This window comes from Paenibacillus sp. Y859 (assembly GCF_056786405.1).
The window spans coordinates 1-20581 of record NZ_JBXCIZ010000015.1 but is presented as its reverse complement, the minus strand read 5'-3'; the positions used below and the strand labels follow the sequence as shown (position 1 = coordinate 20581).

The following is a 20581-nucleotide window of genomic DNA, read 5'->3' as shown; positions in this document are numbered from 1 at the left end:
CCCTTCTAGAAGATGACAGCCGTTACTGATCCAATGCTTACACAGGCTCCAGCACCCACGCCTAAGGTAGTGAACAGTCCTAAGCAACTATCAGTGCCCCAATGCTAAATGTAAGGCTGTGAGAGGAACAGGGAAGGCTCCATTGCATGATGGGGATGTTGGTTATAGCACTAAGATAGACAGGGATCACGATGGAGTAGCATATGAGTAATATCAAAGAGGAGCGGGATTTTGAAGGAAATTGATGATAGATTCGAGGTGGATTATGTGGTGTTCGAGATTGATGTTCAAACACATGACGTTGATAAGTCTGTTGTAGATATATCAGTCTCTCAGTGGCTCTGAGACCTTGCCAGATGCAATGTACGCTTTACCACGGGTATCAGGGTGTATTTAGGCTAACCGCAAGGGTCGAGCCTTTAAGAGGGGGATAATAATCTATGGATTGAACGAAATTTCATAATAAAGCAAATTGTGACTTGACTACAAATACAAGAACCTGTTTATTTGGGGAGTAACAAGTTGGTACGAATTTATGAAAGATGAATTTAACGTTGAGTAACAAATGAAGTTATTTTCTTTAAATATATAATTATATTAGTAGCAGCTTTAATTTTTTATAATTATATATAAAAAAGTAATAGCAGCTACTTATACATTTGCATAATATCCAAAAATAAGTAGATGAATTATTTTTTTAAAAATGTTATCATAAAAAAAGTTTGAAAACGAGGAGTAGAGATATATGATTAAAATTGAACCCAAATTAATAGAAAATGCACATAATAATCCTACAAAGGAAACTGTTCGTAAAAGTATTGAGGATTTGTGTCAAGAAGTGGAACATGGAGATATTATTATGCCAGTGTTCCAACGCGATTTAGCATGGACGTTAAAGAAAAAAATTGATTTACTAAACTTCCAATTAAATGGATCAGCACCAGTGTCGGCTATATCTATGAATAAGATTGGGGAAAATAGTATTGATATGGCTCACGTTGAATTATTAAGTCGAAATCCTGTTAATGGAAATGACTTAATGCATAAATTAGGAGTAGTGGATGGGCAGCAACGTATTACCACTAACTTTGAGGTCTATAATAATTTTGATTCTATTGCTGATATTGTATTGAATATTTCAACAGGAGTTTTTAGAGATATAAAAGGCAAAGAACCTAAGAAAAATGAAATTCCAGCGGGGATTTTATATAATAAAAATCCACAAGTTTATTCGGATTATCTTGAACTCCATCCAGATTTAGCGCATTTTAAAGTATATTCAATATTAAACCAGATTCGCAATAAATTCTTTAACTATTTATATTCAGTGAACTATGCTAAAGATTTAACTGGGGAAGAACAAATTGAATGGTTCGATGTACTGAACCTAGCAGGAAGTCGAGTTCCTAAAACTCAAATGCAGTTGACTAAATTACAAGTGAAAGGTTTAGATTTCTATAAAGAATATACAACGCCTTTCCAAGACAAGTTAGAAGCAGCAGGGTATTCTTATTTATTTGTTCAAAAAAATACGGAAATATCTATTCCTCTAGCTACTTTAAATCCCTCAGTAGAATTAACTTTAAACAAAGAGCATACTGCTAATTATGCACCATTTGCCTCAGATGCAAAAAAAGAGATAATTGTAGATTTAAAGGTTGAACAGTTGCAGCAATGTATAGAAATGACTTTAAATGGATTGGATAAAGCTATTCTATTTATTGAAGAAAATGATTTAGAAGAGCCGGAAAGAATTGATTTTTTGACTTATCTGACAGGATATTTTGTTTATAAAACCTATCACTCTTCAGAAGATAATATAATAACGGAAAATCAAAAGCACCAAATCATAGAATGGTATGAACAGACAGATTTTATCAATAAATCTAATAAAGTTAGACGTGATTATTTTACAAATATACTTGCTATATAAAAAGTGTACACTAAAATATGAGTATAAAACTCAACAACAACGATTGACTAGAAACATTAAAAGTCTATGCTTTAAATCTCGTAATCACCTCTTGTAATTGCAAGCATAATTACAAAAAGTGGTTTTTTCTAAAAATTTACTATTAATAACTGTGCTATAAACTGTTCAAAAGCCCTTTGCCGGAATCGTTGACCCTGCCAAAGTAACTCGTTCTGCACTACAAAACACAGCATCCGTAGCGGCTATGTTCCTGACTACTGAAGCAGTTATCGCTGACAAGCCAGAACCAGATAAAGGCGCAATGCCTGATATGGGTGGAATGGGTGGCATGATGTAGGGTTTTGCCCTACATTTGAGAAATAGTTAAGGCTATTTGTCGCTCATTTTGAGAACTGGTCACGTAAAAAAACTATTTTCTAAAGTATAGACTACTTCCTAAAAACAGGAGGTAGTATTTTTTATGTTATTAAGCTTAACTACTGAGACAGAACAACGAGAAAAGCATATTAAGAAGCTTATGGATGATGTCTGGGAAGATTAATCAATCAATATGATTAGGAGTGCTGTTATGGATTTTAGTTCATCAATTGCTTACCGTAGATTTCTTAATGATTTCTATAATGAGTTCAACACTAAGTATTTCAACGATGTCATTGATTTCCTTGAGGTAGATGAAGATCATACTTTTGACCAATATTTAATAGAAGCCGAGGTTAAACTTGAGATCGAAGCGGAATTTCCTTATGTTTTGACTGCCATTACAAAAGAACTGGATTTGATGTTGTTGGATTCGATTGATATTGAAGATAAAAATGACACTCAAATCAAGGTGTATGAAGCTGTTGTTAAAATGATTAAAGTAAAACTGAGGGATTTCATTTTGGACTCTTCAGCGTACTATCATTTGGCAGCAAGAATTAACTAATAAGGAATATGTTTATATTGAGGACGGAATGGTTTCATCTATTCAGGAGCAGAGGATATATGTAGTAGATTTATTATAGAGCGATGACAAAAGAAAAAGTAATCCGCCCCACCCTAACCAAGTGAAGGATTACTTTTTTTTGAATAAAGAAGATTAGCCCAACGCATTGTGTACTTGTCCTCTTGTCCTATTATATTACTTTAATGTTTTAAAGATATCAACGAACAGATGTATAGTCGAATAAAGATAACGTCTTAAACTCACTATCAAAAAACTCAACACTAAGGTGTTTGTCCTTGAGGATGAAAGTAATATTGAGCATTTGCGGATTATCAGTTCACAATCAAATGAAGAGCATGAACACAAAAAAGAGGGCGAAGTATGCCCTATAAATTTATTGTAGACAAGTATATGTTAATAGCTTATGATTGTATGATATTAAGTTAATCGAATGTAGATATATATTTTAATTATACCACAAGAAAAAGGTAATGACAATACTTTTTTTCTTGAAAGAGGACTTGATTATATGATTAGTTTAAATGAGCTTGATGGAGAATTAATGTGAGGGGGTGTAAATATGAACTGCGACATTAAATTGTATGAGTTGGGAGTGAAATAATGGAATTTGTATTCGTATCAAATGATGGCATTGTCCTGCGAAATGATGAAGAGAAGGAATACCACCGTCTGTTGACAATAAAACAAAGAAGACTAACTTTTTACATCTATAATATGAAGGATATGAATAAAATAAGGTTTGGTAATATGACTGATGACCTCACCGATATTAAAAAATCTAAAGGTGGCATTTATTTTCTGTACAATAAGCTTGGGAGGATACTCAACATTGGACAAACCCAGGCTTTATATATAAGAATATACACAAAGTGGAATGGTAAAACAGGTGGTTCAATTGCTGATGAGTTTTTTTATAGGTTCTACACAAAAGTTAAAGTGTTTTACATTGAATCAGAGGTAGATAGAAAGCTTTGTGAAATATATTTCATTAACAAAATTCAACCATTATTAAATTATCATTATGCATACTATAATAATTGGATTTATAAGTATCTGACTAGTGAATTTGCTGAAGATAAAGAAAATATGTGGGTTAGGAGAAAAGATATAAATAGAAATAAGGAGAATAATGTTTTCTATGATGAAATATCTAAGATGTTAATGGGAGAATGATGATGCAAATAACAATTGAAGATAACTCCATAATGTATATTTACATGAAATCTCCAGAGTATCATCTACAGCATGGGGAGTGTATACCTGATGTGAAGTGTAATCTACTTTATGATAAGGACGACAACTTAATTGGGCTAAAGCTATTAAACAAGCGTGATATCACTCAAATTAGCTTAGATGGAATCCCACTTACAGAACAAATCAAGTTGCCCAATGTCGGCATTATAGATTTCCCTCTCCATAATGCTAAAATCTCTGAATCTGAATCTGATATTACTATATTGTTCGATACTGATTCAGTTATTCATCATATTAGAGAAGATGAATGTAACATTGATCTGTGTGTCGGAGGTATTTATGGTATAGAACCAATTCCATTCACTTATATAGGCGGCAAGGAAATTATAAAGCCGTTTATTATAAGAGACATACCATTAACACTGGCTAAGCGTGAGTAATGCTGTTAGAGATTGTTGAGGTTTCGTGAGGAAGGTATATCTTTTCAGGTGTGCGCATAAACAGTGTGTAAGTGAAACTAAAAGATTGTTCCACAGAATAGACAATTGGTCATTTATCGCAACATACGAGCGTATACCGACATATACGAAGTCTAAGTCACATGAAAGGGGCAGGGGTATTCAAACATGATTAGGGCTTTCTCTGTTTATAGATTATATCAAGGATTTTTTTTCATTCTTCTATAAAGTTATAAGCACCTGGATAATGTCTGGGTTTTCCTTATACGCTGATTCTTATAAAAACAGTTGAGCTATCAAATGCCGATAATATACTTTCAGAAAGGTTGTAATGGGCATAATAGCCCTTTTTTTTAAAAATATCATACTTACTCTTAAATATTTTACATGATAACAACAGGAGGGAAATTCAGATATGAAAACAAAGTCAGTTGATGTTTCATTGCTCGGCGAAGATATTATTGATTTTTTAACTTCAATACATAGTAACAGATCATTTGAGATTCGCTTTGTTCCAAATTCAAAGCATAATGGAATGGGTGCATCGAGTTTATTGCGTAGTGGGGAAGACATCTATAGAGCCAAACGGATTAAGGGAATAGGGATTGACTCAAAAGCAAAGTTATGTTCATTCAATGCTAAAGAATTTGGTCAAGCGATTATTGATGAATTTTTATCTGTTTCCCATTACGGATTAGGATGTAGTGTCCTTTTCTCGGTTAATTCACCAAACTTTGACGTTATGGAAACATGCGTTGTAAGGGATAAGCATATTAAAGATGGTGGTGCAATAAACGCTCAATTCATAGATATTGATGCTCCAAAGGACATACGTGTAGACAAGGAGCAGTTAAAATTATTCAAAGAGCGAATCACACAAAGGATATTATCGTTTCATATTCAGCCATCAGGAGTTATTGAAACCAAGAATGGCTATCACGTTTATTGGTTTGTGAATGATGGAAAGCCTGAATTGTTTAGACATGTACAAATGCAGTTAGTGCAAGAACTAGGTGGCGATAAGAACTGCATTAACGAATCTAGATTGCCTAGATTGCCCTTTTTTCAGCACGTAAAGAGTCTTGAAAATCCATTTGCTGTTACAATCAAAAAATGGCAACCAGAGGTTACCTACTCACAAATATATATTAAGGACAATTTAGCTGAACTAACAGATGATACATTAGAGAAGTTGATAAAGAAGACGGATTCAAATCAGCAATCGAATATGAGTTTACCACGTAAAGAAGCTGTGTTAGAACTTGTGTTGGGGAAAATTAATTCTAAAGGTGAAAGCGAAAATAAAATAATTTCCCAATGCTGTATGCCTGACCATAACGACAAAAAGCCTAGTGCATGGATTGATAAAAATTATATGTTCTACCATTGTCAGAGTTGTGGTACGCACTTACCGCTTGATGAGTTGGCATTAGAACTCAATTGGCATGATGTGACGTACGAAATTAATAGATATGATGTAGACCTTGATGAGGTACTAAGCAATATAAAGTCAATGGGGAAAAATGTTGGTGAACTAATACAAGTTGTTAACGATAACGAAAAGGCATTAATTGAGAGCATCACTGAAACTGTGATTGACGATTTTAGAATCTCATATAATCAAGATATCAACGAGAAACACGTGCAATACATAAATGACATCGTAACCCTATTGGTTAAAGCACCAGAACAGACAAAATCAACATTGATACCACTTGAAATGGGTGGTGGAAAGTCAACGATAATCAAGGTTTTTTTACAACAAATGCTTAAAAGTCAAAATGACTATGGTGCTGTTGTCGTTGTTGATCGCATTGAAGATGCTAAGAAACTTGCAGATGAGATAAATGATTACTTTAGTTCAGACAAATTTGCTTTGGCGATGTATGGATTCGATAAAGATGAATGTCTTCACAACGTTCGTGACCATCAAAACTACGATTTCTGTCCAATATTTACGAAGAACTATAATTACAGATGTGACCATAAAGCCGAATGTAGATACTTCCAGCAAAGCGAGATGCAGAAACATTTTCCAGTACTTATCGTTACAAAAAAACGAATTAATTTGGACTTCAGCAGACTTGAAAAATACAAGCTCTTTGGTGAAAATGGTGAGTTAAAACGAACATTGCTTATTTTTGATGAAAAACCATCAATTGTCACAATAAAGGAACTTAAGCAAATTCAGTTTGACAAATATAACAGCCTCATTCAAACGTCATTTGAGAAATCTGATTCATCTGAAGTACATGAAGAATTTTTCAAGGCAGTTGATGATATTGAATCTCTTTTTAATGATGTAGAACAACGTAAATTGTTTCTTCCATTGGATAAGGAGTTTCACTTCTCTGAGGAGTTTAGAAAATTGTATCGCAAGCATTTTTTCGACTATAGAAGTGATATATTTGAGTATCCTGAAATATTAGAGGGCATCATTAATAATGGTGGGCATAGGGAATCAACAAGGATGAGTAATCGGATATTCACAAGTATCTACCAAGACTACTCTAACGTTACTGGATTTAATACGTTTATTTTTGATGGTACAGCTGATTTAGATTTGGAGTATAACCATGCTAGGTACAATTTGATAGATTTTGATCCAATCCGTACTTATGAAGAACTAGAGATTTTTATTTGTAATACGATTAAAGCATCTAGGACAAGTTTGAACGATTCGGATAAGATTATAGCGTTTTGTGACGATGTAATCACGATTTGTGAACAGAATCATAATAGTAAGGTGTACATCCCTACATTTATGAGCAATGAGAAAGAAATTGAAGGGTATTTACAAGATTATATTGAAAAAGGACAAATCATAGTAGCCCATTACGGTGCAACAAAGGGAAGTAACAAATTCAAGGAATGTGATATAGTTGCGATATGTGGAATTTTGCATAAGAATGAAAATAACTATATTGCAAAGTCTAAAGCTATTTACGAACAATATGGCGATTCATTAGATGATATTAACTGTACAAAGTACGATAATGTCCGTAGGTTTAATGATAATCGTATTGAAACAGTTAAATTGCTTGATATGCTTGCAGAGTATTCACAAGAGATTAAGCGTAGTAGTCAGCGTAATAACTCCGAGAACGTGAAGGGGAAAATATATATATTCCATAATGATAAGTTACTTCTCGATAATATAGCATTGAAGTTTCCAAATTGTAGAATTAGTGAATGGTATCCGCAAAGAATGATAGAGAGTGCTATTGTAACTAAGAGTAATAATCCAAATCAAATGGCGTTAATTGATTATATTAATGAATGCGAGGAAGAAGGCAAACTAGAAATTTGGTTTGAGGAAATACGTGTTCAATTAGATATGTCGTCAAAAGGATTCTCAAAGCTGATTACAAGTCTAACTATCCAAAACTTCCTAAAATCTAGAGGGTATATAGAATATAAGGATGGTAAAAGAAAAAAGCTAGTTAAGGCTTAGTCTTCTTATAGTCACCCTCCCACTATAAATATATAGTAAGGGAGGGTGACTATTCTTATATGAGGAGATATATATATAGTTCGATGTGACTCCCCCTTTTTACCTGTTGATCTAGAATGGCTTGAAAGTAAAAATAGATATATTATGTTGAATATTAGTGCTTCGACAGCTCCATTTTAAAAACTATAAAAAACTGTGATATGCTTCAAATGACTCCTGCATAGCGGTTAATGTTATTTAAGCGATACTTAAAAAATATATAATAAAGGCTGTAAAATTAAACAATTTTAAAATTAGGATTGTTACTTACGGTTGTCAATGTAGTTAGAGATATAATTCCTTTCTGTCTAATTAGCACGATAGGATATTTGAGTAAGCAGTTTTTTTGAAGATTAGAAAATAGTCTATAGAAGCACTTATTAAATATCATAGTGAAATGCTACTATGTAACTAACAAAGATTCCGCTTCTATTATAGAAGCGGAATTTCCATTATCTGATGCTTATTATTATCTGATTTATCGAACTATATGAAAATCAATGAAGGTTTTAGTATCTCTCATGTCGAATTTTATCTATTTATACGTAGTTATCTTTGTAACAAAGATTGATTGTTTAAAATAAAGATTGATAATTTGTAACAAGATTTGAATGAAATATTCAAGTTTATGTGAAGTGTTAATCAAGTCGTTGGATTTGGAATCAAGTTTTTGTACCAGAAGCGTCGAAGAAAATGAAAAATAAAATACACAAAAATGGGGTGTTTTTATGGTATCAGTTACTCAGAGAATTTCTAAAGTTAAACAGCCAATAGGTGGGTACATTAAACCTAAAGATTTCAATGTTATCGAATTAAATGATGGTATTGATTTGTATGGAGAAGAAAATATACATAGTAGTTTGATTGGGCTAGCCGTTGATTATCTTACTCGGTTTACTATGGATACTTCTTTGGAAAAAGCTTTTGAAATTTCTCTTAGAGGTGCATGGAACGTTAAAAAGAGCGATTATGCAGAAGAATTATTAAACGGAATTAGTGGTCTTGATGATAATTCGATAGAAAATGCATGTAAAATGGTGGGGTTTGATGTAGCATATCGAGCAGGAGTGGTGGGGTATAAACCAGTAGAACTTATTAATCCTGATAAAGAAACTATTTCGAATATAAGAATTATGGTGAATAGAGGATTGAATTTTTTCAAACTCTATGGACCTACTGTAAAGGATGGTTTTACTTTTGAAGGTGGATATACGTCGTCTATTAATACTGGTGATGGCGATTTTTTGACAGAAAATACGTTATGGGATTTTAAAGTTTCAAAATCAGCACCGACTAACAAGCATACATTACAGTTACTCATATATTATTTAATGGGTATTCATTCTATTCATTCCGAGTTCGAACAAATTGAGAATTTAGGGATATTTAATCCTCGTTTAAATAAAGTCTATTTGTTACCTATAAGCACAATATCTAATGAGATTACAAATGAAGTTAATACTACTGTCATAGGATATTGATGAATTTCTCTTGAGAAGTTGTAGATTTGAAAAAAAGTTGCGATGTTTTGATGAAGTTAAATCAAATGATAGCTTGATTTTAACAAAAATCCTTTCGTATCAATGTTTGAGCAAAAGTTTTAATCAATCTTTTTTCTTAGAAGGATACTAGCAAACGCTTTACCCTAGATAAAATTGTGGTTTTATCTAAGCTGCTGTGGAATGTCATACGCTTGGTTCTACTCAGGTTTTCGTTACTATTGGATATAGTGAATTTATTTACATAGTGTTCATCATGATGGAGGATTGAATATGAAGTAGAATTTATCTCATTGAAAAGTCCAATGTATTAGATAAATGCTTGACTAAACCCACATAACGAATAGACACAAGGGATGTGTTCGAAGGTACAACATATCCCTTGTGTCTGCTTATTTACTCTGCGGTAAATTCTAATCCAACAGTAGTTTTGGCTTCCATCAATTTCAATATTCCACTCATAATGAAGGAGTCAGACATTGCAATTTCATCTTTAAATTTAGACATATGACTAGGCTTCTGATCATCCAGAAATTCAAGGACTGCATCAAACGCTTTACCTTTAGAATAATAAGCTGTGCTCATATCCGATGTAGTTACATTCAATATTTTTTTTACATCTTTAGGGAGACTTTCTGGGACATCTAAACTGGAAAACTCAGTCTGCAAATATTTACTAGCCTTTTTTGCATTTTCCGTTGCTTCATATGCAGTGAAAATATCGATAGTTCCATTGGACAATCCATCCATTGCTTGTTGGTACGCATCCATTATAGGAGACATTGTATCCTCTAAGGCATAAACTGACTTTTCAAATTCTAACACTGCTGTCTGATTATCCTTGTTAGTTTGATCTTCCACCGCCTTAGCATCTGTTTCTTCTTTAGCTTTTTCTTCATCTACCTTTGCTGTTTCTGGTTTGACTACGGCTACAGCCTTATCTTCTACTATAGGTACAGCTTCTTGTTTGGCTACTTGTGTAGTATCTGTTGTTGCTACTTCTGTAGTCTCTTCAGTTGGAATAACGATAATTAATACAACAATGAATGCCCACACAGCACCTGCAACTTTAGTAAACTTACCAAGCTTTTTCCATGAAACAAAAATCATGATGAAGGGAACAAACAACCAGCCTAAGATTTTTAAAATTTTCAATATAATCTCTCCCCCAAATAAAAAATAAAATTAAATTAATATATAAATTTATCATATAGTAGATAAATTATAATGTCGTTTTAAAAGATGTATTGTTTGTAAATAAATGTTATAATTTAGACGTTTTTATCTACTCTTAATTATTATTGAATCGCTGCCACTATTTTATCATCTACATTTACATATTTTCGACTAGGCCCATTGTTTAATGACATCATACGCTGTAGTTGATTTATTAATATCAAACCACTTGAGTAATTCTAGTAATTGTAATGGCTTCTCCATGATATTGTGAAGGATATGGGAATGTTAGTTGCCCTCAATAAAAGCTATAGGCGTAGTTACCGTTCCTAATAATGTTTGTTCAGTGTAATAAATAGTTCGTAGTGTCTCATATACATGTTTCATGAGTCAGAGCCTTACCTTAGGTTCTGGTTTATTCTATATGGCTAAAAGTATACTATTTGAATCATGTGTCAAAAATATTTAACCTTATGTTTTGGTATGTTTCAAAACATGTAAAATTAATTATGAAATGTTTCATTAAAATCATATATGTTTTGACATATATGTGGTATAATCTTCTTAAGACAAACAATGGAAGAGTGATATTGCATGAGTGACATTAGACATTTTGGTTATGTGAGAGTATCCAGTAAAGATCAGAACGAAGCTAGACAACTTGAAGCAATGAAGGACTTGGGAATACTGGATCGGGATATGTACATAGATAAACAGAGTGGTAAGGATACCAATAGAACTGGATACCAAACTATGAAGAATATCCTTAGAAAAGGAGATATCCTCTTCATTAAAGAGCTTGATCGGCTAGGACGCAATGCACAGGACATCAAACGAGAGTGGCAAGAGATAACACAGGAAATAGGCTCTCATATAGTCATACTTGATATGCCTATCCTTGACACTAGACAGTATCAGAATGGAATGGAAAGGCTTATCTCAAATATTGTACTTGAACTATTGTCTTACATGGCTGAAAGAGAGAGAGAGAAGATAAATGGAAGACAAGCAGAAGGAATTGCAACAGCGTTAAACAATGGTGTTAAGTTCGGGCGACCTAAGCAAGAAATTACGAAAGAGTTTACTGCTGTGTATGAAGTATGGAAAGAAGGGAAGATTACAGCGGTTGCTGCTATGAAAGAACTAGGGTTGAAACCCAATACCTTCTATCGAAGAGTCAGTGAATTTGAACATGAGAAGGCATCCATGTGATGCCTTTTTTTATCGACCTATGACCTTTGATCCAAAAGGATAAAAGGTAGATATTACTTTCCGTTGATTCAAAGCCTTAGTGAGAATATTTTAGCTGATATGGATATTGAGATGAAGTATAGCTCCAAGGAAGATAAACAGAAAGCAGTAGATAATATATTTAAGGACTAGCCACTCCAATATGAGTGGCATTTGTTTTATTAGAGATGGGGAGGGGGGGGGATGGTTTTCATCCAAACCATCATTTTAAGTTCAGAAAATGATGCGAGCGGTTTTAGTCTGCGACATTGTAAGGTGGAAGCGATACGATACGATACAGGTAGCGTTCCAACATATGGTATAATCCTCACCATGGAACTAAGTTGGAAAATAAGGAGAGTAACACTTTGAAAAGAGTAATTTATCTATCTACATTTGCATCTCTAATTTTATTAATTGGTTGTAATTCATCAAACATAACCACAATGCAGAGTATACCAATTGTAAGCACATCTACAGAAAGTAAGCCTAGTGAAAGTATAAACACAGAAAAAAAATCAGAAAATACTGAAGATGAATGGAATGTTTACTCTAATGCAAGGTATGGCTATTCTATTAGATACCCATCTGAATGGACAAGTGGTGAGGAAGCTGATAATGGGGATGGAAAGAGGCTTTATATTGGCAATCCTGATGTTGACATAACAGTATATGCCTCAAATTATATGGAGGGCGTTTCCGATCCATACCATAATGATGAGGGAAATGTTCAAGCGCAACTAACAAAATTGGATAATGGATATGAATCTGTACTTATAGTTGGAAAGTTAGATGGTAAAATCCTATATGATATGGTTTACATTTCAACAGAAGATGTTGAGTACCACTTTCATGCAATTGTTTCGGAGAAGTTTTTTGAGGGCAATGAACAAATCCTATTAAAAGTAGCAAAAAGTTTGAACACAACTGAGTGATGAAAGATTGATTTTAATGAACGCAGCATGAGGAAGAGATAGAAAAAACAAAGATTGAAGAAATTACAATGCTACGTAGTAATTTCCGCAGGCTGTCGATAGAAATAACTTAACAGTAAAAGTAATATTGAAGCAGGTATTGGGGGGGATGTTGTCGAATCTATACCAATAAGCTCGGATTTATATGTGGAATATGATTTTGAGGTATTCAATTCCAAATGAGGAAGATTAACTGATAGCAGTTGATCGTATATTTAAGGATTAGTCACTCCATTAGAGTGGCTTTATTGTTATGGATAGTGTGAAGAGGAAGCTTTGTAGTCTTTCGTATAAAGCCATCTAGAACTAAATAAAAATAAACATGAATATAGAGGTTATCTATGTCACGTATACGTATCAATTTAAAAAACTTAATATATCATTATAAGTATGGTAGTTACTTTTCAATGAGTCACCTTATAAAATATGGATACTTTGACTTTAAATATTCCGGGAATAATCGTGAAGAAGATTACATTTTATCTAACATGATATATAAAAGAGTCTTTAATACAAATGAATTAGAAGAAGCGTATGAAGATATAATAAAAAAGGTGAGTTTTAAGTCCAACGAAGATACAGCTCCAATTGAGTTGTCGATTTATAAAAATGAGAATGAGAGAAGAATTTATAAACTCCCAAATATATATTCATATATTTGTTTATGTAGACATCTAAATGTGAACAGAAATACATATATAGAAGTTTTAAGTAATAGTGACAACTCATTATCCAAAGATTTTTATGCATCATTTCTAAATGGGAAAATCAAACGTGAAGAGAATAGAATTGGAAAGAAACATATATTTAAAACGGACATTCAAAATTTCTATCCAAGTATATATACTCATTCAATTCCTTGGATTCTTGTGGGAAAGCCTGAAGCAAAACGTACAAAAAACAATAAGAATGAATACTATAACCAACTAGATTTACTAATCCAAAAATGTCAAAGGGGAGAAACACATGGATTGCCTACGGGTAGTTTTGCTTCTCGTTTAATTGCAGAAATTTACATGTGTAAGCTAGATGAACAAATGGGAGAACAGGGAGAATATTCATATGTCAGGTATGTTGATGATTTTGAACTTCCTTATAGTGATGAAAGTGAAAAGGAGGAATTTTATAAAGAATTAAATATAGCATTAAGCAGTTTGAATTTAAAAATAAAAGTAGAAAAAAATCAAATAGATACATTTCCATTTCAAGGCGATAATAATTCAGCTTTCTTTTTTGACTATTTTTTAAACACTGATAACAATATTAGCAACCAAACTAAACGAATATACAATTTTATTGATAATTGTATTTACAAAGAAAGAGATAGTTATAAAGGTGCGTTAAAGTTGATGTTTAAATCATTAAAGTCAAGTATTAGAGATGGTCAGCTATCGGAGGAAGCATTAACTATTCCTATGTTGAAGAAATTATTTAATTTCGTATTAATGAGACCTGATTTATCAGTTTATTACTTAGAATTTGTAGAAGTTTTGAAAACGGATGTTATAGAAAATATATTGTTAACTGGTATGAAAGAAATTGAACGCCAAATTCAAATTAATATAAACAGATATATTGACCATAATTTCAATCAAGAACTGTATTCATTGCTTAGCATATTTTATTTACTGAATATTATTACAGTTTGTTCAAGAGAGCAATTGTTAAATATTGTTGGTAATATGGATGACATGAGTTCTATACTAGCGTTCGAATTATTATTTCATGATGAAAGTGGTATTGATAAGGAGCTCTTTGAGATTATCGAAAAGAAGCTAGAAAATTCAATTTGCTGGGAAGATGAATATTGGCTATTTAAATATCATATTCTACTTCGAATAAATGAGGATAAAAAAAGTGGATTAAATAAGGAGTATAAAAATTATATATATCAGAAATATGATAATGGTGTTGAAAAATCAAAATTTTTCAATAATAACAACATGTCATTAATAAAATCTCCAATAAATTTAGCATTTCAAAACAAAAATAGTAGTCCAGATGTCACCACTTTTTTTAAAACTCTATTTGATAAAAATATTCACTTTCTAAATAGAGAATAATAGCATGCATAATGCTTCGGCAACATCGACTCCATTAGCCACCTGTTCGGCTACACAATCAATATAAGTAAATCTAAGCTGACCTATTCAGAATTTATCGCGATAGTGGCTGATAAGCTTAGAATGAAATACTAGGAAAGCTGAGAGAGATAGTCCATGGAAAGGAAGTGTTAGTATTAAAAAGGTATTCGTAATGTTTCTATCATTTGTGCTTATTTTTGGATTCACTTCAATTTCAACTGGCGTAGCAGAAGCAAAAGAAAAGGTAGTTACATATAAAAACTGTACGGAGTTGAATAAGGTGTACAAAGGTGGCGTGGCTCGTTCTTCCTCAGTCAAAAACAAAGGTGGAAAAACGAAATACAAGCCTTTTGTTTCTCAGGCACTTTATGATGCCAATAAAAAAAGTGATCGGGATAAAGACTTAATTGCTTGTGAACGTTAAGTGTTCGTTTCAGAATTGGATATTAATAAAGACCTTTCTAATGTAGAAAGGTCTCTTTTGTATAGTGAAATTATTCTCTATAAATGTTGAAATATGGTATGATCTTAATAAGTATTTAGAAAAAAAGCCCTAGAATTTCTACATAAAAACTAGAATGTTATTAGGAGAAATATAATGCAATATATGGTAATGGCGACTATTATCATCATTATCAAAAATATCCGTCGTATCCAGAGTGCATTGGATCGAAGGACTATGGGGGCAGAGGATGACGAATAGCTTCGTCTAACAATCTATAGAGGGCCTATAGACGAACTCGCCTATCCAACCATATGAGAGGTATATGTGAGTTCTTGGATTACTAGTTATACAATATTAATGCAAGATTTAATAATAAAATAATAGTTCACTTCATTATTTGATTGCTATTTCAAATAGCAAAGATAGCAGTTCAGGAATAAATAGAAGTCCGATACCCCATACCATAATGTTCAAGGCAAGATATAATAATTTCATAATAATATTTTCTCTGAAACCATCTTTTAAATAATGGATAGCAATAACAACTACTAGAAAGAGAATAACTATAAGTAAACTAAACATAGTAGCTAACACTAAACCATAGTAATTGTCCATATTAATATGTAAGAAAAAAGATAGTATTGATGGTGATAAGAAGATAGCAAAAATAAAGGTTATAATTTGAATAATATCACTGACAATCCCAAGTTTTTGTGAAGAATTACCAGAAGTGAAATTTGTATATAAATCTCGAATAAATCTCATAGAAGCCTCCTATATTATTTTCTGTGCTGAGTATAACATCTAATAATTTTGTATTAAAGAAAATAAAATCATTTATGAATGTATTCAAATTGAATTGCTTGTACGGTCTTAGTATTCCTAGCACTTTAGAGACTATCTTTATATAATAATATATAGTTGTTCGCTGACAGACACAAACCATAAAAATTCATTTTTTTTATATCGAGGAAGGCATTATCATCGTATAACAATGTTTTTCAGCATCGTCGCTGACGCTCCTTGGTCGAAAAGAGGATTTTCAGAGAAGTTGATTCAGGCGACACATCCAATCGGCTAAAGCTAAAGACCAAATTCATTTTGATGGTGTTCAATTTTATAAGCCTGAATTGCATGACATTGCAAAACAAGTTAAGTTAAAGCATTTAAATGATTGAGCCTACGGAACATGCTAGTTGAATAAAAGAGAAGTTTTAATGAAGAAGCCGCTCCATATTTTAAGGAGTTGTTTCTTTGTTTATATACTAATCTAAATCATCATCATCATCAACATGTTGTATAAATACAGCAGTTCCTTGCTAAGTCACATTTTTCATCATTGATGAAGCGGAAAATTCTATTTTTAGTTGTTTGTGGATCAACTCTATTATTAATTATCGATGAAAGACCGAATTAAAGAATATATTCACTTTTCTATTGAAAGTTACAACAAAATAAAGAATAGTATTCATATTAAATTCAAGGAGTAGATTACAATGTCGAATACTAATAATTATCCAATTCAATTACCAGAATTAAAGCCTAGCGGTAGAATTAGAGAATTTGAACTATATTCCGATATGTTGAAAGCAAATATGTTGTTTGAACATCTTGTAAACAGTAAAACAGATAGATGGCTAGATGAATATGTGTTAGAGATTCCAGTTGAGAATGTTACAGGTCATGAATTTATGAATATTCGTCATTACTTAGGTATGAGAAAAGGATATAGAGGGATTTTTGAAGGTTTACGTTTAGAGCAAGTGATTGAGATATTAAGTGAAAGTGGAGATGAATTTAAAGATGCAGTTCAGCTTTTAAGTTTACTAGATGATTCGCACTTAGAAAAGGTTATTAAGTCTGATATAGAGGCAGAGCAAATAGAAGATGGTTATGGAATTGAAGGTGATGTGAAGTATTACTATGGAAAGCGTTATGAGAGGGATTCTAAGAATAGGGAGTTATCTATTAAAAAGCATGGATTGAATTGCTTAGCATGCGGGTTCAATTTCGAAGAGGTTTATGGAGAACGTGGTAAAGAATTTATTGAAATACATCATATAAAACCATTAAGTACATTGGAGCAAGCGGTTGAAATTAATCCTGAAACAGATTTAGTGCCGTTATGTGCGAACTGCCATCGAATGGTACATAGACGGAAGGATACAGTATTGAGCATTGAAGAGTTGAAAAGAACAATAATTAGGAAATTAAAATTTTAAAAATTTAAAGATTAGAGTGATCGTTGCTAATTCTCTTAGGTCGGTCAATAATTTTGTGTATTCTTTTGATAGGCTTCTCTCCCGGGGGAGAAAAATACCAGAAATCATTGAAGCAATTAGTAAGTGATGTGAACTTAGAGTCAACTAACTTGGATTGAATATAGAATAGCTTGAAAGTGCTGTTGATTAAATAATTAAAAACGTGTTGTATATAATGAAAGGATATTTTTAATAAGTGTGAATGAATAACAAAGAACAAAAGATAGTATGATCTTGGTCTTTGTTTATAAGTCCAGTACTACGTATAAATTTCGTTGGTTCGTTTTTTTGTATTGATGAACTAATAAATGGTATGTTGAACAGTTGAAATTCTCCATTTCACCCGCTACAATTGATATACAAAGATAACGCAATAATTGAATAGTAATTTACTCTATTGAAGCGGGTAGTAGTGGTTCGATTTACGATGGATTAAGTCATAATAAATGCTCTTAGCCCTCGTATACCATGGGATATTCTTGAGAAAATCTCAGTACGTATCGTGAATGAAGTGGATAATGTGAATCGAATTGTGTATGACATTACATCGAAACCACCAGCTACGATTGAGTGGGAGTAGTTCTTGTAATTACAATAGTCCATGGAGCGTAAAGCGCCATTGGCTATTTTTTTTGAAGAAATACGCTCAACGTACTGTGATATTAGTCATTTCCGAACGATAATGTTAGTTGCTTGTAAGAACATTCGTTTTTATGGTTGACAAGAGGTGACTTTCTACCTAAAATAATGTTTGTGAGTTACGACAATACTAACTAAATACTTTTCGTATAATCTCGGGAATAGGCTCGGGAGTTTCTACCGGTCACCGTAATGATCTGGCTACGAGAAGAAGAAATGGATAATGCTTTTCAGATTACACACTCCTTTATTAGATCGGGAGCGATTGAATCGTACCATTCCGTTACTTCTTTCTATGTAAGCCCTGAGATATCATATCGCCTTCAGGGCCCTTTGTCGTTTCTAACTTAATTATATTTAGGGGGTAAATTAGATTATGGATCGTTTCTTTAAACTGAAAGAGAATAGAACGAGTGTCAGAACCGAGATTATTGCAGGTCTGACTACTTTTATGACAATGGCATATATCTTGTTCGTGAACCCAATGTTCTTGGGTCCAGATGGTGCGGGGATTTCTTATAATGGTGTATTTTTTGCCACAGCAGTGGGTGCAGGACTTGTCACGATAGCAATGGGACTGTTTGTTAATATTCCAATTGCCCTAGCTCCTGGTATGGGATTGAATGCATACTTCATGACCGTAGTCTTAAGTTCGAATGGTGCAATTACTTGGCAAGCAGCGCTTGGTGCAGTGTTTATTTCAGGTCTTGTATTTATTATATTGACCGTTACTAGGGTTAGACAAATGCTCTTAGTTGCTGTTCCGCAAAATATTAAAATGGCCATTACCGTGGGAATTGGTCTTTTCATTACTATTGTAGGTTTAAAACTTTCTAATCTTGTCATTGCGAATGTAAACCCTGGTACAGACATTAGTGAACCAGTACTTGGCGGAAGCTTTAATCTTGGAATGGGTAACTTAGTTACTCAACATGATGCACTACTGGCTCTGATTGGTCTTTTGATTATTGCCGTATTAATGGTACTTCGTGTTAAAGGGGCACTCCTTATTGGGATTGTTGCAACGACACTTATTGGAATTCCGATGGGAGTTACTAATCTCGAGGGATTAACTAATGCAAATTGGATCCCTTCCTTCAACGATCTTGCTGTTGGAAAATTAGATTTAAAAGGTGCATTTGGAATAGGGTTGTTTGAAATCATCTTTATCTTCACCTTTGTTGAACTATTTGACACTTTCGGTACGATGGTAGGGACTGCGACTCGTATTGGTTTGTTTAAAGACAAAGAAAAAGGTGAGAAAATTGTCGGTAAGGCGATGCTAGTTGATGCAGTCGGAGTCAGTGCCGGTGCTGTATTGGGTACAAGCAGTATTACAGCTTATGTAGAAAGTGCTTCTGGTGTAGAGGCTGGTGGACGTACTGGGTTGACGTCAGTTACAACTGGTGTTTTGTTCCTACTAGCTTTGTTCGTTGCACCACTTGCCCTCGTCGTTCCATCCGCAGCAACTGCACCAGCTCTTATTATTGTAGGTGTTCTAATGATGAGTCAGATTCGCAGTATAGATTGGGATGATTTCTTTCAAGCTTTCCCGGCTTTCTTAACTATTGTATTGATGCCTTTCACAGGAAGTATTGCTAACGGAATCTCAGCAGGTATTATTGCTTATGTGGTACTTGGACTATTCGTAAATATTGCTACCAAAACTAAAGTGAAGATTCACTGGTTAATGTGGGTATTGGCAGCGATTGTAATTTTCCGCTTCGTCTTCCTTGGTACAGAATAATATTCTTATTCATTTAACATGATGAGACTTAGATCTAAGTTGTAGAGATGTGAATTTCATACTATAAGAATGTAATAATAATGAGGGTCTTAATTCCATTAGGAATTAAGGCCCTCATTATTATTCATAAAGGATAAGGTTCTATCGCATTCAGGTACATAAAATTAATAGATAGGAATTGAATTATAATTTATTATTTTAAGGCTTGCTATTCCGTTGTAGTCGTGATATATTATTAGTCCGGCCAATTAAACAACGTTTAATTGAATCGGCAAGCAAATCATCGGATGAAACAAAAACGAAAATAAAGCTTGCATAAACGAACCGGACATGTTATGATATTGAAGTTGTCGCCGAGAGAGAATAGCGATAAACGAAAGAGGAATTGATCTTTGAAAACTGAACAACGAGTGAGTGGTTTTCACGAAAGTGAGAACAAAACAAATGAGAAATCATTTGGATTGAGAATGTAATATTCTCGTCAGTTTGTTTCAAAATGAGC

General features: G+C 33.0%; 14 protein-coding genes, 4 pseudogenes and 1 riboswitch. Of the genes and pseudogenes, 16 read left to right on the top strand and 2 right to left on the bottom strand.

All coding sequences use genetic code 11. The features are described from left to right. Positions 1–115: 115 nt before the first annotated feature. The 8 genes and pseudogenes from AC1TO8_RS20880 to AC1TO8_RS20845 form a co-directional block, all read left to right on the top strand. A pseudogene (locus AC1TO8_RS20880) lies at positions 116–211 on the top strand (excalibur calcium-binding domain-containing protein); the annotation flags it as partial. 534 nt (positions 212–745) lie between these two features. Next, on the top strand, positions 746–1933 hold the full coding sequence (locus AC1TO8_RS20875; protein ID WP_482057555.1) for a GmrSD restriction endonuclease domain-containing protein: 1188 nt from the start codon (positions 746–748) through the stop codon (positions 1931–1933). A 181-nt stretch (positions 1934–2114) separates the two neighbouring features. Beyond that, a pseudogene (locus AC1TO8_RS20870) lies at positions 2115–2270 on the top strand (TCP-1/cpn60 chaperonin family protein); the annotation flags it as partial. Between the two features lie 231 nt (positions 2271–2501). Continuing rightward, entirely contained in the window at positions 2502–2858 is a 357-nt protein-coding gene (locus AC1TO8_RS20865; protein WP_482057554.1) for a hypothetical protein, read from the top strand. 621 nt (positions 2859–3479) lie between these two features. After that, on the top strand, positions 3480–4052 hold the full coding sequence (locus AC1TO8_RS20860; RefSeq protein WP_482057553.1) for a hypothetical protein: 573 nt from the start codon (positions 3480–3482) through the stop codon (positions 4050–4052). Between the two features lie 32 nt (positions 4053–4084). Then, entirely contained in the window at positions 4085–4513 is a 429-nt protein-coding gene (locus tag AC1TO8_RS20855) for a hypothetical protein (protein WP_482057552.1), read from the top strand. 433 nt (positions 4514–4946) lie between these two features. Beyond that, entirely contained in the window at positions 4947–7985 is a 3039-nt protein-coding gene (locus AC1TO8_RS20850; protein WP_482057551.1) for a hypothetical protein, read from the top strand. A gap of 767 nt (positions 7986–8752) precedes the next feature. Next, entirely contained in the window at positions 8753–9505 is a 753-nt protein-coding gene (locus AC1TO8_RS20845) for a hypothetical protein (RefSeq protein WP_482057550.1), read from the top strand. Between the two features lie 414 nt (positions 9506–9919). On the opposite strand, the gene AC1TO8_RS20840 is transcribed toward AC1TO8_RS20845, so the two are convergent. Beyond that, the gene (locus tag AC1TO8_RS20840; RefSeq protein WP_482057549.1) at positions 9920–10678 is read right to left on the bottom strand and encodes a hypothetical protein; all 759 of its coding nucleotides are present in this window, start codon (positions 10676–10678) and stop codon (positions 9920–9922) included. Positions 10679–11293: 615 nt separating this feature from the next. On the opposite strand from AC1TO8_RS20840, the gene AC1TO8_RS20835 reads away from it, so the two are divergent. From AC1TO8_RS20835 to AC1TO8_RS20815, 5 genes and pseudogenes are all read left to right on the top strand, one after another. Next, positions 11294–11911, top strand: coding sequence for a recombinase family protein (locus AC1TO8_RS20835; RefSeq protein WP_482057548.1), 618 nt, complete (start codon positions 11294–11296; stop codon positions 11909–11911). Between the two features lie 386 nt (positions 11912–12297). Further along, positions 12298–12864 (top strand): hypothetical protein, encoded by a 567-nt coding sequence (locus tag AC1TO8_RS20830; protein ID WP_482057547.1) that lies wholly within the window; start codon positions 12298–12300, stop codon positions 12862–12864. 380 nt (positions 12865–13244) lie between these two features. Then, entirely contained in the window at positions 13245–14966 is a 1722-nt protein-coding gene (locus tag AC1TO8_RS20825; protein WP_482057546.1) for an RNA-directed DNA polymerase, read from the top strand. A gap of 18 nt (positions 14967–14984) precedes the next feature. Beyond that, positions 14985–15101, top strand: a pseudogene (locus tag AC1TO8_RS20820) (sporulation initiation factor Spo0A C-terminal domain-containing protein); the annotation flags it as partial. A 58-nt stretch (positions 15102–15159) separates the two neighbouring features. Continuing rightward, positions 15160–15411 (top strand): excalibur calcium-binding domain-containing protein, encoded by a 252-nt coding sequence (locus tag AC1TO8_RS20815; RefSeq protein ID WP_482057545.1) that lies wholly within the window; start codon positions 15160–15162, stop codon positions 15409–15411. A gap of 414 nt (positions 15412–15825) precedes the next feature. Here the strand turns inward: AC1TO8_RS20815 and AC1TO8_RS20810 are convergent, their stop codons facing one another. Beyond that, on the bottom strand, positions 15826–16197 hold the full coding sequence (locus tag AC1TO8_RS20810; RefSeq protein ID WP_482057544.1) for a hypothetical protein: 372 nt from the start codon (positions 16195–16197) through the stop codon (positions 15826–15828). A 731-nt stretch (positions 16198–16928) separates the two neighbouring features. On the opposite strand from AC1TO8_RS20810, the gene AC1TO8_RS20805 reads away from it, so the two are divergent. From AC1TO8_RS20805 to AC1TO8_RS20795, 3 genes and pseudogenes are all read left to right on the top strand, one after another. Next, positions 16929–17654, top strand: coding sequence for an HNH endonuclease (locus AC1TO8_RS20805; protein WP_482057543.1), 726 nt, complete (start codon positions 16929–16931; stop codon positions 17652–17654). Positions 17655–18153: 499 nt separating this feature from the next. Continuing rightward, positions 18154–18273, top strand: a pseudogene (locus tag AC1TO8_RS20800) (GMP synthase (glutamine-hydrolyzing)); the annotation flags it as partial. A 184-nt stretch (positions 18274–18457) separates the two neighbouring features. Then, a riboswitch (purine riboswitch) is annotated at positions 18458–18556 on the top strand. 152 nt (positions 18557–18708) lie between these two features. After that, a complete protein-coding gene (locus AC1TO8_RS20795; RefSeq protein ID WP_482057542.1) occupies positions 18709–20079 on the top strand; it encodes an NCS2 family permease in 1371 nt (456 codons plus the stop codon). Positions 20080–20581 lie beyond the last annotated feature (502 nt).